Genomic DNA, 13,638 nt, shown 5'->3' on the forward strand with positions numbered 1-13,638 from the left:
AGATCACCCGGAGCGCGCGTTCGGCGTGCTCAACTCCCGGCGCGCCGGCGCCACCTTCTCGTAGACGCGTTCGGTGTCGGCCGCTATCCGGTCCCAGGTGTATCGCGCCCGGGCGCGTTCCCGTCCGGCACTGCCCAGCACGTCGCGCCGTTGGCGATCGAGGAGCAGCGGGGCGATCGCATCCGCGAGGGCGCCGGCGTCCTTCGGCGGCACCAGGCGACCCGTCACGTCGTCGACGACGGTGTCACGGATCCCGCCGACCGCGGCGGCCACCACCGGTATCCCGCAGGCCATCGCCTCCAGCGGAACGATCCCGAACGGCTCGTACCAGGGGGTGCAGGCCACCAGGTCGGCGGAGCGCAGCACCGCGGGCATCTGGGCCCGCGTGATCCCACCGAGCAACCGCACCCGGTCGGCAACATGCAGGCGATCGGCCAGCTGCTGCAACTGTCGCGCGTGCGGGTCATGGTCCAGGGCCGAGGCGGCGGGCCCACCGACGATCAGCAGCTCGGCGTCCGGAATGCGCGGCAAGGCGCGGATCAGCGTCTCGAATCCCTTGCGCGGCACCAGCCGTCCGACGGAGACGATCCGCTTGCGATCACCCCGCGGGGCCGCCGGTCCGTCCGGGCTGAACGCGTCGGTGTCGACGCCGCAGGGCACCACCGAGGTGCGCGACCGCGCGCGGCCCATTCGAACCAGTTCGAATACCTCGTCGGTACTGGTGGCGGCGACCCAGTCGGCGCCGCGAGCGACGCTGGTCTCCAGCCCGATGCGGCAGTCGGGGCTGGTGTCGTCGACGCCCTGGTGCAGCCTCTTGACCAGACCGAGCGCATGGAACGTCTGCACGGTCGGTATCCGGTGCGGCCGCGCGGCCCGCTGGGTGGCCAGGCCCGACATCCAGAAGTGTGCGTGAGCCACGTCGGGCGGTTCGGCCGTCCACCGCTCGTTCAGGTAATGCGCGAAGCCGTACATGTATTGCAGCAGCTGGTCTTTGGGCAGCACGCGGGCCGGCCCGGCGGGTACGTGCACCACGGAGTAGCCGTGTTCGGTCTCGACACACTCGGGCAAGTCCGCGTCGTCGCGGCGGGTGTAGACCACCACGTCGTGGCCGCGGCGGGCCAGCGCGGCCGACAGCTCGGCGACATGCACGTTCTGCCCGCCCGCGTCCACACCGCCGAGATGCGCCAGCGGGCTGGCGTGTTCGGAGATCATCGCGATCCTCATGCGGGCTCCCTTCTCGGTCAACTGCACCGTTCCTCGATCACTTGCTCCCATTCGGCGAGAAACCGCTCCAGCCCGAAGCGGGCGGTGGCGAATTCGCGTGCCGCCTTGCCCGCGGCCTCCGCGGTCGCCTGGTCGTTCAGGAAGTCACGAAGTCCTTCGCCCAGGGCGGCGAGGTCGGCGCTCACGACGCCCGCTTCGCTCGGCACGACCAGGGGGGCCATCGTCGCGCCGACGACCACCACCGGCATTCCGAGGAGCATCGCCTCGATGAGCGAAAGGCCCAGCGAGGTCCAGCGGGCGGTGTGCAGATACACCCGCCGGCGGGCGATCTGGTCCCAGAGTTGTGGCGCCGCCACATCGCCGCGGCCGGTCACCGCGCCGCGGTCGGCGTACAGCCCGTCGGTGCCGATGCCCCACACGTCGATCTGCGCGTACGCCGACAACGGTTCCAACAGGTCGGCGCCCACGGTGCGGCCCCGGCGCACCGGCTCGTTGATCATCGTGGCCGCCCTCGGGATGTCCCCGGTGTAGCGCGGGCCGGGGTCGGCCATGCCATGGTCGATCACCCGGGTGGGAGCCCGCCCGTTGTCCCACATCAGCCGGTTGAAGTCGGTGACATGGACCAGCAGGATGTCGCCGCGTTCCCCGACGGGGTGCCGGCTGCGTTCAGCATGCGGGCGCGGGGCGTTGTGCTCGACGTACACGGCGGGCAGGTCGACCCCCGCTCGGCGGCCCGCCCACCGGGCCAGCAGCGCGGCCTCGTCGGGGCGCTGCAACACCACCAGGTCGATGTCCTGCTGTCCCAGCTCGTCCAGCGCGATTTCGCGCGCGTTGGGCCACGAACGCCCGGCCAGCCCAATGCCGTCGGCGCCGCGGTCGGGGGAGACCGGAATCAAGTAACGGTGCCGGCCCGCCACGAATGCCTGCGTCCAGGATCCATGGATGTGCCAGAGCAAGACGTTCTTGGCCGGCCCTGAATTGAACATGGCGGCCGAAATACCCTATGGGTGATTCGCTAAACGCCGTCTCTGCCGGCGATCGGGGCCGTGCGTCGGCCCGCAGACCGCCGCGCGGCCGCCAGTTACGTTGTGGTGCAACATGTTTGATGCCAACCCGCACGTCCCGCCGGCCCGCGTGCGGTGGGACTATCCGTTATACGAATCACCCGGCGCCGCAACGAAAACGCCCAGGCAGGCCCGCGGTGCACCGCCCATAGCACCGGGATTCTCGGGATGCCGGCCCGGAGAAACACTTCGCAGGATGGACGGCCGCCCGCGTCGGGGTGGCCGCGCCGGTTCAGGCGCTCTTCGCGAGGCCGGAAGATCCGGATCCGCTGTGGCCCTTGGCCACTCGGCGGATCAGCATGCGGGTGGCCTTCTCCAGGATCTCCTGGGCGGCCTCCGGGCGGCGGGCGCGTTCGGCCCGGCGCGCCGCGGTGGCGATGGTCAGTCCCTGCTCGTAACCGGTGACCACGCGCGGGTCGACGTAGGACCCGCGGGCCACCGCGGGCGTGTTGCCCAGCCCCTCGGCGACCTCTTTCATGACGGCGGACTCGACGCGCTTGATCACCCGCTGCGAGACGGGTGGATCGGCGTCGGCGAACGCCGCGGCGGCCAGCACCGTCCCGTGCCAGGTGCGCAGGTCCTTGACGGTGTACTCGTCGCCGACCATCTCCTTGAACCGGGCGTTGAGGTCGTCCGATCGGATGTCGACCCATCCGGATGCGGTGCGGCACACCAGCAGTCGTTCGGTGCGTCCCGGGCGGCGCAGCAGCGAACGCACCGCCCGGACGATTTCGGGGTCCTCGATTTCGATGGTTCGTCGCACCCCGCTCTTGGCGGGGTAGTCGAATTCGACCGCGTGGCGGTGCAGCGTCACGTGGCTGCACAGCAGGGTGGCCATTCCATAGGATTCGTTTTCCTCGGCGTACTGCTCGCCGCCGGCGCGGAAGTAACCGCGGTCAAGCAGGCGCAGCGCGATCGCGAGCACCCGTTCGCGGGTCAGGCCACGGCCCGCGAGGTCTCTGGCGACGCGGGCCCGCCACAGCGGCAGCTGCGTGGACAGTTCCAGAACGCGGTCGAACTTCTCCTCGGCCCGCTCCTGCTGCCAAGCGGTGTGGTACAGGTACTGCCGGCGTCCGGCGGCGTCGGTGCCGACGGCCTGAATGTGGCCGCCCGGGTGCGGCGAGATCCACACCTTTTTCCATGCCGGCGGAATGACGAGCTCCTTGATGCGCGCCACGGTGTCGGGGTCGGAGACCAGGTTGCCCTCGGGGTCGTAGTAGGCGAAGCCCTTGCCCCGTCGTTTGCGCGCGATCCCCGGCTTGCTGAGATCGCTGCGACGCACCCGCATCGTATTCCTCCAGTCCTCTCCAGTCCCCTTGCCCGACTGCACAATTACCTCGTCGATACCCGCCCGACGGGCCGTTCACACCTATCCCTGACGTGAAACGACCCGCCACGGCACTGTGGCGGGTCGTTCCCGGTCGTGCTCCGGTTCGTGCTCCAGTCGTATCGAGGCGGGATCAGCCGGCCATGAACTCCTGGTAGGCCGATTCCAGAGACGGCGGCAGGGCTTTGACGTTGCACTGCCGTTCGGTGTCGCCGATCGGCGCCAGGATGCCGCGCAGGTCGTAGTACTGCTGCGGGTGCGCGGTGAAGTAGCCTCGCAGGCTGGCCTCAGCGTCCGGGCGCGGCTGGCCGTACGCGGCCGTCACCACCTGGTTGGCGTCCGGATGTGCGGCCAGGTACTGCTCCGCGGCGCCCTGCGCCGAGGAGACGGTCGCGTTCACACCGCCCGGGCTGCAGTCGGGTGCTGCCGCTGCCGACGGGGCACCGACGATGCCCATGGCCAACCCCCCGAGCAGACAGCCGGCACTGATGCCGGCAACTCGCCGGCGCGCGACGATACTGCTGATTTTCATGATCAGTGTTGTCCTTCGAAATTGATGACTGACTTCTTCAAGAGAGGCTCCCGATCCTCGAAACCCAAGGTAGCGGAAGCGAAAAGCGGGCGGCCATCTCTCAGGATCAACACCGGCACCGCCCGTCACACGATGCGCCCGCCGGACCGGATTTCGCTAAGCGAGCAAACAAATTCGCCGACCAACACTGAGATTTCTTAGGAAACGGTCGCGGTTCTTAAGCATTCGTGATCTGGATCGTGACGCAACCGTGACCTTCAGTGGCCTTCAGCGGCCTCCAGTGGCCGACGGGTTTCGCGCTGCGGCTCCCGTTGCCGGGCCAGACCCGAGAGGAACCGGCGGCGGGCGTGAATGAAATCGTGGGTGTGGCGCAGGGCTTCGGGAACCGAATCGACCACCGGTAAGCCGTGGTCGGTGACCACGCGAGTGAGCCGGCGCAGCGCCGCGCCGCTGACGACGTTGCAGTGCAACTGGGCTTGCTGCTGCTCAACGTGAAGGCGCAGCAACATCCGAAGGCCGGCGCTGCCCAGGAAGTCCAAACCGCTGACGTCGACCACCAGCGGGGCCCGCAGCCGGGCGAAGTGCCGGATCGCCTGCGCGACCGCGCCGGCGTTGGACGTGTCGATCTGGCCCTCGAGCCGCAAGACGGTCGCCAGGCTGCGCGCGTGAACATGCACCTGCGCCCCGTGGCAATCGATGACGTAGCGGCTGCGGGGTTCTTCGTGTCGGTATAGAGCAGTCATAGACTCCGCCCTCAAAGGTGATCAGGGCGAGTGACCGCGATGTCCTACACGCCGCAAGATACGGGCAGCTGTGGACTCAACTCGGGGGCGAGTCTAGCGCCCGCCGGTTCGGGCGGGATGAAAACGCCGATACCGGGATGAGCGGTTACCAAGTGTTCATTCCCGGCTGCGCCGCGCCGCTTCAGATCTTGGACAAATCCGTGGTGCGCGGCCGCGTCGGGTCCTGGTCCGTCTCATCATCGGCCGAAGCGCCCGCGCCGGCCGGTGCCAGGGTGTGCAGCCAGGTGTCGACGTCGGGGCCGAGCACTATTGCGTGATCGGGAGCGAGCAGCGCCCCGCTGGCGAGCGGGGCGAGCGGCGGTTGCACGGTGCGCACCCGACGAGCGTCGCCTTGCCGATTGAGCAGGCGCGCCGTCAGATCGGGCAACCGCATGGCCTGCGGGCCGGTGATGGTCCGCGGCCCATGCGTCTGTCCCACGGCAGCCTCCACGAGCACGTCGGCGACGGTGTCGGCGGCGATCGGCTGAATCAGCCAGTCCTGCACGACCACCTCGTCGTCTCCGTAGGTGACGGCGACGGGGTTGGTGGCGAATTCGTACCACTGGGTGGACTTCACGATGGTCGCCGGCACCGGGCTTTCCAGCACGATTTCCCTCGCCGCCCGCTTGGCTTCGTAGTAGGCAAACCCGTCGAACACGGGGTCCTCGACGCCGGCGACGCACGACACCACCAGCCGCTGAATGTCGTGCGCGGCACAGGTTCCCACGAGGTTGCGGGCCGCCGTCGCCACGGCCTGCGTGACGGTGGACCACCGATCTTCCGGCATGGGGTGGGAGACGTCGATCACGACGTCGACTCCTTCCAGCGCCTGAAGCAGCCCTCGGCCGGAGACGAGGTCCACGCCGTGCGCGCGGGATATCTCGACCACCGCCACGTCGCGCGCCTTGAGCCTGGCCACCACGCGCGATCCGGCTGTTCCCGTTGACCCGATGACACCGATAGTGGTCAGTGTCCTCACCTGCCTTCCGTCGTCGCCGGCTATAGCTACCCCGAAAAACGCCGTTCAAACACGCAACTGCGGGTGTTTGAGGGTGCGCCGGGCGGGAAGCCGGTAGGTGACAACGCGCTGCTTCAAGGGGCTTCAAGGGGGAAGTCCAGGCGCAAATCCGTCAACCACCGAGAGGGAGGTCGATCCATGGGCGATCAGAAGAGCGGACCGCAAGAGGCCGTCAAGGGCACCGTCGAGGGCGTCAAAGGCAAGATAAAAGAGGTCGGCGGCACCGTCACGGGCCGCGATGACGTGGTCCGAGAGGGCCAGGCGCAGCAGGACAAGGCCGACGCTCAGCGCGACGCCGGCAAGAAGGAAGCGGAAGCGGAATCCGCGCGAGGCGGGGCCAAGGCCGCCGAGGAGCGCCAGAAAGAAAACCAGTAATTCGATTTCGGCAGGGGTCCGGTCCTACTGTGGGCCGGACCCCTTTCGTGCGCGCGGGGAAACCAAAGGTGTCCTGGTTTCAAACCGCCCCGCCGGGTTATCCCTGGGAGAACCGCGCCGACGGCGGCGGGGTCAGCGAGGTGGAGGATGCGTTTGTTCGGTCGGGTGTCGAGCATCGTTGCGTTTCTGCGTGCCGGCTACCCCAGCGGGGCGCCTCCCTTCGGGTATGTGCCGCTGCTGGCGCTGCTGCCGCGGCGAATATCCGACGACGAGGTCGGGGTGATCACGACCAAGCTGATCTGGCGCAAACGCCGCTCGATCGACAGCGCCGACGTCGGGGTGGAGATCACCCGGGTCACCGACGAGATGCCCTCGTTGGACGACATCGAGCGCGTCCAACACCGACTCGATGCGATGGGACCGGCCGGCGGCCCCCAGCGCTGAGGGGCGCCCGGTCACGCGCGCTCGAGGTCGACCACGAGCGGCCGGTGATCCGAGATCGGCATCAACTCGGCCTCCACTGCGCCGCCGCGCAATCCATGGTCGTCCGTCAGGATGTGGTCGAGCTGGCGGTCCGGGGCGTCCGCGGGAAACGTGGCGGCCGCGGCCAGCGCCCGCATGCCCGACCAGCGTCGCACCGCCTCCGGCGTCATGTTCAGGTCCCCGGTCAGCAGCCGAGGACCGGGAAAGCCGCGTAGGTCGTGGATCAGCCGCCGCAACTGGCGCCGATTCCAGCCGGGCACGAACGACAAATGGGTGTTGGCCACCGTCAGCCCGCCCCACGGGGTATGCAGCTGGGCGATGACCGCCGCGCGTGGTTCTTCGTGGACGATCATCACGCGGTTCGGTCCCGGCAGATACATCGGAAACCGCATCGGGATGCGGGGCAGTCGCACCACCTGCCAGCTCGCCACCGGATAGCGGGAAAGCAGCGCGATCCCGTAGGCGGCGGTTCCCGGTTGTTCACGGCCGGTGGCGGCCATCCACGTCGCTCCCGGCGTGCCCGAGATCGCGGCCACGAACCGGTGCTCGACGGCGCCCATCGCTTCGGCGGCCACCGAGGTGAGATCGGCGCGAGCGGACCGCTGTTGCTCGCAGTCGACCTCTTGCAGAGCGAGCACGTCGGGATCCAGACGGCGCACGCAATCCCGCAGCCGCCGCGGATCCACGCCGTTACCTACGGTGCGGCCGTGCAGGATGTTGAAGGTCGCCACGCGCATGTGTTCGGCGCGGTCCTCAGGAAGTGGTGGTCAACGGCTGCCGCCCGGCCAGCCGCCCCAGCTCGGCCAGGTCCCGCTCGGCGAGGCTTTGCCGGATGTAGATGGTCAAGTCCGCCACCCGCTGAGCGTGCCGGCCGTCCTGACACAGCGGACCCGGGCCGAGGGCGCGGCCGGTGCGGGTGATGGCTTCGTCGGCCGCGTGCTCTACGACGGTGCGGGCCCGCCGGGCCAGCAGTTGAGCGGTGCCGGCCCGGTCGAAAGGATCGGAGTCGATTTGCGACGCCGCCGCGGCCAGGATCGAGTCCCCCGCGGCGAGCGCGGCGTCCACGGCGCCCAGATGGGCCAGCGTGTACGCGTCGGCGGATTTGCTGCTGGCGGAGCGGTAGAGCGGCTCGGCAACCCTGCGCGCGCCGCCGAGCCAGCACGCGGCGACGCCGATCGAGCCGTGCCAGAACCCGGGCCGGTTCAGGTAGTCGTCGGGATCGCCCACCGCGACGGCGTGGGCGTTGGTGAACTGGACCGCCCTGGTGTCGCTGCCGGCCATCCCGACGTTCCACCACGTCGTCGGCAACGCTTTGACGGCAGGATCGGTGACGGTCACTGCGAACAGCCCGCTGCTGCCTTGATCGGGCCCGTCGATCCGGGCGGTCACCAGCGCGTGGGTGCAGAACCCGGCCCCCGAGCACCACACCTTGGTGCCGTTGAGGATCACCGCGCCGCCGTTGAGGTTGGTCGCGACCACCACCGCGTCGGGGGACTCGGCCGTCCAGACGCCCCATAGCTGGCCCGAGTCGGGGGGCTTTCCGCCCAGCTCGTGCAGTATCGCGACCGCGTCAACGTGCGACTCGGCGATCCGGGCCGCCACGATGTCGTCCTCGGCTAAACGCGACAGGCGTTGCCAGCGTTCGGCGGTGCGTCCGGAAGCGGGCAATGGCAACTCGAGTCGTCCCGACTCCAGCCAGTGTTTCACCACCCCCGCCGTCACGCGCAGCCACCTGCCGCCGATCTCCCCGGTCGCCTGGGGGAATGGGCGCATCCGTGCGGGGCCCGCGCCTGGGTCGGCGCCGGAATCATGACCGACAACGCGGGGGCTGACATAATTGAAGACTTGCCCAGTCTGACGGTCGCTTAAACGAGCGAAAAGCGATGCGGTGCAGCACCGGCCAGGTTGCCCACGCCGGTGGCGGGGTATGACCTATGCACCATGACACCCACCGAGACGCCCACGGACGTGCCCGTGTGCTGCGCGCGGCTGCGGGAGGCGCTGCGCGGTGCCGCCTCCGCGCTCAAGGAAAACGGCCCGCGCTTCGCGCTGGCCGGCAGCTACGCGTTGTGGGCGTTCGGCGCGCCCGAACCCAGCCACGACGTGGATCTCGTGGTCGCCGAGTCCGATGTGGCCAGCGCCGAGGCCACGCTGCGCGATGCCGGATTCACCGTCGAGCATCCACCGGAGGATTGGCTGTTCAAGGCGCGCACCGGCGACACGGTCGTGGACGTGTTGCACCGCATCAACGGCGTGCGGGTGGAGCCCGAGATGTTGGACCGCGCCGAACCGCGTGACGTGCTGGCCATCGGGATGCCGGTGCTGCCACCGACCATGGTGGTCATCCAGAAGCTGCGCTCGCTGACCGAACACCACTGCGACTTCGCGAAACTCCTCCCGCCGGTGCGGGCGGTCCGCGAACGGCTGGACTGGGCCGAGATCAGGGCCCGGACCGCCGACAACGACTACGCGGCCGCGTTTTTGGTGTTAGCGGACCGGCTCGGCCTCACCGGCTGACGGCTGCTGACGTAAAAGGTCAGTGGTTGCGCAGCTTGGCGACCAATTTGTCTTTGGTGAGGCTTGAATAGCCAGAGATGCCAAGCTCTTTGGCCCGCTTCTTCAATTGCGGAACCGTCCAGTCCGCATAAGACCCGGACTTGCCGCCCTTGCGGCCGACCGACGACTTGCCCCGGCCCGCGGCCGCGTTGGAAATCCGCGCGGCCTTTTCCTTGGACTCGCCCTTCTTGCGAAGATCCTCATACATCTTTTCGTTCTTGATCGACGAATTCGGCATGATTCAACCTCCTGTGGTAATCGCTATGCCGGCACGGGGTCCGTCTGACGCTCCCAGCAACGGTGTTGGGCCAGCGCCGCGGCGAATTGCTCGACGAAGTCATCCGGCAACTCGTCGGCGGCCGCCGTGGTGGTCACGACGGCTCGGTCGCTGACGACGCCGGTGTCGTCGTCGTCTTCGGAGGCGAGGCGAGTGTCGATGTTCGCGGCGCGCAGCAGGTGGATCCCCGCGCCGTACGCACCGATCGGTTTGAGGTGCTTGTAGGCCTCGGCCACGAAATGCAGGGCGTAGCCGTCGTTGGACAGCGTCGCTATCGAGTCTGGTCCGCACGCCACCACGACCGCGTCATAGAGCACCGACGCCATCGTGGTAAACGCCCGGTCGACGGGGAGTTCGCCGCCCGATCCGCCGCGCAGGGTTCCGCCGGCGACCGGGGCGAGGACCTCGACCACCGCGTCGCGCTGTTGCATCAGCTCGATAAAGCGCTGCGTGCCAACGACATCGACGCCGTCGGCGGCCAGCACCGCGATCTTGCGCGACGCGATGGTGTCGCCGGTGCCGATCTGGGACAGCGCCGGCGACGCGGCCACCGAGCCGTCGACGGCCTCCTCGGGCGGCTCGGGCAATCCCAGCTTCGCCGCCACCCGGGCGGCCAGCTCACCGTCGATGCGGGCGAGTTGGGCCACCACCGCCGAGCGGATGTCGGGCACCTCGACCTTGCCGAGCTCGAACGCGAACGCGGCGACGATGTGTTCGGCCTCGACCGGCGACATGCTCTTCCAGAACATCCGCGCCTGGCTGTAGTGATTCTCGAAGGACTTTGCGCGCTTGCGCATCGCCGCGCCGTCGACGCGCTGCGTGTAGTGGCGGAAGACGTCGTCGTTGGCCAGCGCCGGGCATCCGCCGCCGATGGTGTTCTTGTAGTAGCTGGAGCGGCCCTGCGGGATGGCGTGCTGGGAGTAACCGTCCTGCTGGTTGGTGCGGACCTCGGCCACCGGCCGGTTGACCGGCAGCTGCGCAAAGTTGGGGCCGCCCAAGCGGATCAGCTGCGTGTCCAGGTAGGAGAAGTTGCGGAACTGCAGCAGCGGGTCGTTGGTGAAGTCGATGCCCGGCACCACGTTGGCGGTGTGAAAGGCCACCTGCTCGGTCTCGGCGAAGAAGTTGTCCGGGTTGCGGTTCAGCACCATCTTGCCCACCGGGCGGACCGGAACCTGTTCTTCGGGAATGATTTTCGTGGCGTCGAGCAGGTCGAAGTCGAACTTGAACTCGTCTTCCTCGGCCACCAGCTGCACCCCGAGCTCCCATTCGGGATACTGGCCGGACTCGATGGCCTCCCACAGGTCGCGCCGGTTGTAATCGGGGTCCTTGCCCGCGATCTTCTGGCATTCGTCCCAGATCAGTGAGTGCACGCCGAGGCGCGGCTTCCAGTGAAACTTCACGAAAGTGCCTTCGCCGCGGTCGTTTACCAGCCGGAAGGTGTGCACACCGAAGCCCTGCATCATGCGGTAACTGCGCGGCAGCGCGCGGTCGGACATCAACCACATGATGGTGTGCAGCGTCTCGGGCTGCAGCGAGACGAAGTCCCACAGCGTGTCGTGGGCCGACGCCGCCTGTGGAATCTCGTTGTGCGGCTCCGGTTTCACCGCGTGCACAAAGTCGGGGAACTTGATGCCGTCCTGGATGAAGAAGACCGGGAAGTTGTTGCCGACCAGGTCGTAGTTTCCCTGCTTGGTGTAGAACTTGGTGGCAAACCCGCGCACGTCGCGGACGGTGTCGGCCGAGCCCCGCGATCCGGCCACCGTGGAGAACCGCACGAACACCGGCGTTGTAGTGCCCGGTGTGGTGAGGAATTTCGCCGCGGTGTAGGAGGCCAGCCAGTCGTCATAGGGCTCGAAGAAGCCGTACGCCCCGGCGCCGCGAGCGTGAACCACCCGCTCGGGGATGCGCTCGTGGTCGAAGTGGGTGATCTTCTCCCGGGCGTGAAAGTCCTCCAGCAGCGTGGGTCCGCGCTCACCGGCGGTGAGCGAATCGTCGGTGTGGTCGACGCGGACGCCCTGTTGGGTGGTCAGGTATCCGGTGTCGCGGCGGACCCGCGACGCCTCGAGGTCGCGCTGCTTCGGATCGGGGGTGTGGTCGGTGCCCATTGTTCGCGGTTACCACGGTTGGCCGGCCACAAAACAACGCAGCTCATCTACTCACGGGTCCCGCGGTTACGTAGGCTAGATGGGGGTAGTCGAGGGTGGTGATCGAGGCGATCAACGGAAGCGACGACTTGCGCGGCGTGGTCGCGATCGGAGCCTCGGCCGGGGGTGTCGAAGCCCTCTCGAGTTTGGCCGCCGGTCTAGCGGTGGATCTGCCGTACGCCTACCTGATGGTGCTCCACTTCCCCGCCGGTGCGGCGAGCGCCCTGGCCAGCATCGTCGACCGCAGCGGGCCGCTGCCGGCCCTCAGCTGCGAGGACGGCGCGCCTCTGCTGCCGGGCCACGTCTACGTCGGAGTCCCAGACCGTCACCTGCTCGTCGCCGACCACCGCGTGGTGCTGTCCCAAGGGCCCACCGAGAACGGGCACCGGCCCGCGATCAACGCGCTGTTCCGCTCGGTCGCCGTGGCGTTCGGGCCCCGCGCCATCGGAGTGCTGCTGTCCGGCGTGCTCGACGACGGCGTGCTCGGTCTGGCCGCAATCCGGTCGCGCGGCGGCGCCACCATCGGCCAGGCGGCTGACGACGCGATGTTCCCCGCGCTGCCCACCAACGCGCGCGACGCCGGCGTGCTGGATCGGCTGGTTGCGGCCCGCGACATCGGCGCGGTCCTCAAAGAACTGTCATATCGGGAGATCGAGGAGACGAACATGGAGCCGGATGCGGCGCTGGAACTCGAGAACCGCATCGCCATGGCGTCGCGTTTCTCGACCAACTTCGACACCCGAAAACTGGGTGCGCCGTCGGGCTATACCTGCCCGGACTGCAACGGCTCGCTGATCGCGATCAGCGAGGGGCACTTCCGCTGCCACGTAGGCCATGCATGGACGGCCGATGCCTTGCTCGCCGCACGGGACGAGGAGGTCGAGGGCGCGCTGTGGGTCGCGTTGCGCAGCCTGCAGGAAAAGGTCAGATTGGCCCGGAAGCTGGCCGGAAAGACCGGCGCCGGTCCGCTCTCTCGCCACTACAGCGCCCTGGCGGAGGAGAGCGAACGGGCGCTGACCGTGCTCAGCGACCGGTTGACGGCCAGCGGTCCCCGTAGCGGTGATCCCGGTGGGTGAAGCCGGGCCGGCCATTTGGATCGACGCAGCGCCTCATCAGGACGTGGCAATCCTGGTGGTGCAAGGGATGCTGGACAGCTCCACATATCGGACCGTCCGCGACACCGTCATCAAGGCCGCGCTCGACGAGCCGCGCGCGGTGATCGTTGATGTCAACCGGTTGTCCGCGCCGTCGACCTCGGCCTGGTCGGTGTTCACCAGTGCCCGCTGGCACGTCAGCGTATGGCCCGACGTCCCGATTCAGCTCGTGTGCGCAAACTCCCAGACTCGGCGGGTGATCGCCGCCGTCGGCGTGACCCGATACGTGCCGGTACATCCCACCCGGGAGTCGGCGCTCGACGCCGTCCGCGGCCAGTCGCCACCCGTGCGGCGGCGGGCGAGTACCGAGCTTCCCGTCACGAGGATCGGCGTGGGCCTGGCCCGCGCCCGGATCTCTGATTGGCTCACCGGGTGGGGTCAGCGTGACCTGATCCCGGTCGCGGCCACGGTGGCGACCGTCTTCGTCGAAAACGTCCTCGACCATACCGAGAGCGCACCGGTGTTGATCGTGGAGAGTTATCGGGACACCGTCACCGTCGCGGTGGAGGATTGCAGCGACCGCTTGCCGGGCCGCCACGAGGATTCCCAACGCGGCGCGGAAGTTGTGTCCGGCCTGGCCATCGTTTCCGCGCTTTGTCGAGCGTGGGGCGCGATCCCGAGCTCGTCGGGGAAAACGGTGTGGGGATTGATCGGTCGCGAAAATCGGCTCTAGCGCCGCGAGTAGTCTTCGAGTCCAAAAGC

Annotated in this window: 15 protein-coding genes; 5 read left to right on the plus strand and 10 right to left on the minus strand. The window is 68.5% G+C overall.

What is annotated here, in order from left to right:
- Positions 1 to 3: 3 nt before the first annotated feature.
- The 6 genes from A5764_RS03395 to A5764_RS03420 form a co-directional block, all read right to left on the minus strand.
- A complete protein-coding gene (locus A5764_RS03395; protein WP_067108502.1) occupies positions 4 to 1,224 on the minus strand; it encodes a glycosyltransferase in 1,221 nt (406 codons plus the stop codon).
- 17 nt (positions 1,225 to 1,241) lie between these two features.
- Positions 1,242 to 2,210 (minus strand): glycosyltransferase, encoded by a 969-nt coding sequence (locus A5764_RS03400; protein WP_067108505.1) that lies wholly within the window; start codon positions 2,208 to 2,210, stop codon positions 1,242 to 1,244.
- Between the two features lie 310 nt (positions 2,211 to 2,520).
- Positions 2,521 to 3,576, minus strand: coding sequence for a DNA topoisomerase IB (locus A5764_RS03405; RefSeq protein ID WP_067108508.1), 1,056 nt, complete (start codon positions 3,574 to 3,576; stop codon positions 2,521 to 2,523).
- Between the two features lie 172 nt (positions 3,577 to 3,748).
- A complete protein-coding gene (locus A5764_RS03410; protein ID WP_067108512.1) occupies positions 3,749 to 4,147 on the minus strand; it encodes a heme-binding protein in 399 nt (132 codons plus the stop codon).
- A 257-nt stretch (positions 4,148 to 4,404) separates the two neighbouring features.
- Positions 4,405 to 4,890 (minus strand): STAS domain-containing protein, encoded by a 486-nt coding sequence (locus A5764_RS03415; RefSeq protein WP_067108521.1) that lies wholly within the window; start codon positions 4,888 to 4,890, stop codon positions 4,405 to 4,407.
- A 181-nt stretch (positions 4,891 to 5,071) separates the two neighbouring features.
- The gene (locus tag A5764_RS03420) at positions 5,072 to 5,908 is read right to left on the minus strand and encodes an SDR family oxidoreductase (RefSeq protein WP_082951453.1); all 837 of its coding nucleotides are present in this window, start codon (positions 5,906 to 5,908) and stop codon (positions 5,072 to 5,074) included.
- A gap of 177 nt (positions 5,909 to 6,085) precedes the next feature.
- Here A5764_RS03420 and A5764_RS03425 point away from each other — a divergent pair, with 177 nt between their 5' ends.
- Both A5764_RS03425 and A5764_RS03430 read left to right on the plus strand, forming a co-directional pair.
- Positions 6,086 to 6,322, plus strand: a complete 237-nt coding sequence (locus A5764_RS03425) for a general stress protein CsbD (protein ID WP_067108522.1) — start codon at positions 6,086 to 6,088, stop codon at positions 6,320 to 6,322.
- 147 nt (positions 6,323 to 6,469) lie between these two features.
- Positions 6,470 to 6,766, plus strand: a complete 297-nt coding sequence (locus tag A5764_RS03430; RefSeq protein WP_082951454.1) for a DUF3349 domain-containing protein — start codon at positions 6,470 to 6,472, stop codon at positions 6,764 to 6,766.
- A gap of 11 nt (positions 6,767 to 6,777) precedes the next feature.
- On the opposite strand, the gene A5764_RS03435 is transcribed toward A5764_RS03430, so the two are convergent.
- Positions 6,778 to 7,542, minus strand: a complete 765-nt coding sequence (locus tag A5764_RS03435) for an endonuclease/exonuclease/phosphatase family protein (protein ID WP_067108525.1) — start codon at positions 7,540 to 7,542, stop codon at positions 6,778 to 6,780.
- A 16-nt stretch (positions 7,543 to 7,558) separates the two neighbouring features.
- Positions 7,559 to 8,527 (minus strand): acyl-CoA dehydrogenase family protein, encoded by a 969-nt coding sequence (locus tag A5764_RS03440; RefSeq protein WP_067108776.1) that lies wholly within the window; start codon positions 8,525 to 8,527, stop codon positions 7,559 to 7,561.
- A 219-nt stretch (positions 8,528 to 8,746) separates the two neighbouring features.
- Here A5764_RS03440 and A5764_RS03445 point away from each other — a divergent pair, with 219 nt between their 5' ends.
- A complete protein-coding gene (locus A5764_RS03445) occupies positions 8,747 to 9,322 on the plus strand; it encodes a nucleotidyltransferase (protein WP_067108528.1) in 576 nt (191 codons plus the stop codon).
- Between the two features lie 19 nt (positions 9,323 to 9,341).
- On the opposite strand, the gene A5764_RS03450 is transcribed toward A5764_RS03445, so the two are convergent.
- On the minus strand, positions 9,342 to 9,599 hold the full coding sequence (locus tag A5764_RS03450; RefSeq protein WP_067108531.1) for a Rho termination factor N-terminal domain-containing protein: 258 nt from the start codon (positions 9,597 to 9,599) through the stop codon (positions 9,342 to 9,344).
- 23 nt (positions 9,600 to 9,622) lie between these two features.
- The gene (locus A5764_RS03455; protein ID WP_067108534.1) at positions 9,623 to 11,743 is read right to left on the minus strand and encodes a catalase; all 2,121 of its coding nucleotides are present in this window, start codon (positions 11,741 to 11,743) and stop codon (positions 9,623 to 9,625) included.
- A gap of 95 nt (positions 11,744 to 11,838) precedes the next feature.
- Between A5764_RS03455 and A5764_RS03460 the strand changes: the two genes are divergently transcribed.
- Together A5764_RS03460 and A5764_RS03465 are read left to right on the plus strand one after the other, a co-directional pair.
- Complete coding sequence (locus A5764_RS03460) at positions 11,839 to 12,858, plus strand: chemotaxis protein CheB (RefSeq protein ID WP_067108536.1); 1,020 nt, start codon at positions 11,839 to 11,841, stop codon at positions 12,856 to 12,858.
- Complete coding sequence (locus tag A5764_RS03465; protein WP_067108782.1) at positions 12,851 to 13,609, plus strand: STAS domain-containing protein; 759 nt, start codon at positions 12,851 to 12,853, stop codon at positions 13,607 to 13,609. The genes A5764_RS03460 and A5764_RS03465 overlap by 8 nt, the downstream gene beginning before the upstream one ends.
- The last annotated feature ends 29 nt before the right edge of the window (positions 13,610 to 13,638 follow it).

The organism is Mycobacterium sp. 852002-51057_SCH5723018 (assembly GCF_001667035.1).
GTDB lineage: Bacteria > Actinomycetota > Actinomycetes > Mycobacteriales > Mycobacteriaceae > Mycobacterium.

What these genes read in the sequence shown, in the direction of transcription:
- A5764_RS03395 (WP_067108502.1), bottom strand. Translation starts at nt 1,224, where the DNA reads ATGAGGATCGCGATGATCTCCGAACACGCCAGCCCGCTGGCGCATCTC.
- A5764_RS03405 (WP_067108508.1), bottom strand. Translation starts at nt 3,576, where the DNA reads ATGCGGGTGCGTCGCAGCGATCTCAGCAAGCCGGGGATCGCGCGCAAA.
- A5764_RS03430 (WP_082951454.1), top strand. Translation starts at nt 6,470, where the DNA reads ATGCGTTTGTTCGGTCGGGTGTCGAGCATCGTTGCGTTTCTGCGTGCC.
- A5764_RS03450 (WP_067108531.1), bottom strand. Translation starts at nt 9,599, where the DNA reads ATGCCGAATTCGTCGATCAAGAACGAAAAGATGTATGAGGATCTTCGC.
- A5764_RS03415 (WP_067108521.1), bottom strand. Translation starts at nt 4,890, where the DNA reads ATGACTGCTCTATACCGACACGAAGAACCCCGCAGCCGCTACGTCATC.
- A5764_RS03425 (WP_067108522.1), top strand. Translation starts at nt 6,086, where the DNA reads ATGGGCGATCAGAAGAGCGGACCGCAAGAGGCCGTCAAGGGCACCGTC.
- A5764_RS03410 (WP_067108512.1), bottom strand. Translation starts at nt 4,147, where the DNA reads ATGAAAATCAGCAGTATCGTCGCGCGCCGGCGAGTTGCCGGCATCAGT.
- A5764_RS03445 (WP_067108528.1), top strand. Translation starts at nt 8,747, where the DNA reads ATGACACCCACCGAGACGCCCACGGACGTGCCCGTGTGCTGCGCGCGG.
- A5764_RS03455 (WP_067108534.1), bottom strand. Translation starts at nt 11,743, where the DNA reads ATGGGCACCGACCACACCCCCGATCCGAAGCAGCGCGACCTCGAGGCG.
- A5764_RS03435 (WP_067108525.1), bottom strand. Translation starts at nt 7,542, where the DNA reads ATGCGCGTGGCGACCTTCAACATCCTGCACGGCCGCACCGTAGGTAAC.
- A5764_RS03400 (WP_067108505.1), bottom strand. Translation starts at nt 2,210, where the DNA reads ATGTTCAATTCAGGGCCGGCCAAGAACGTCTTGCTCTGGCACATCCAT.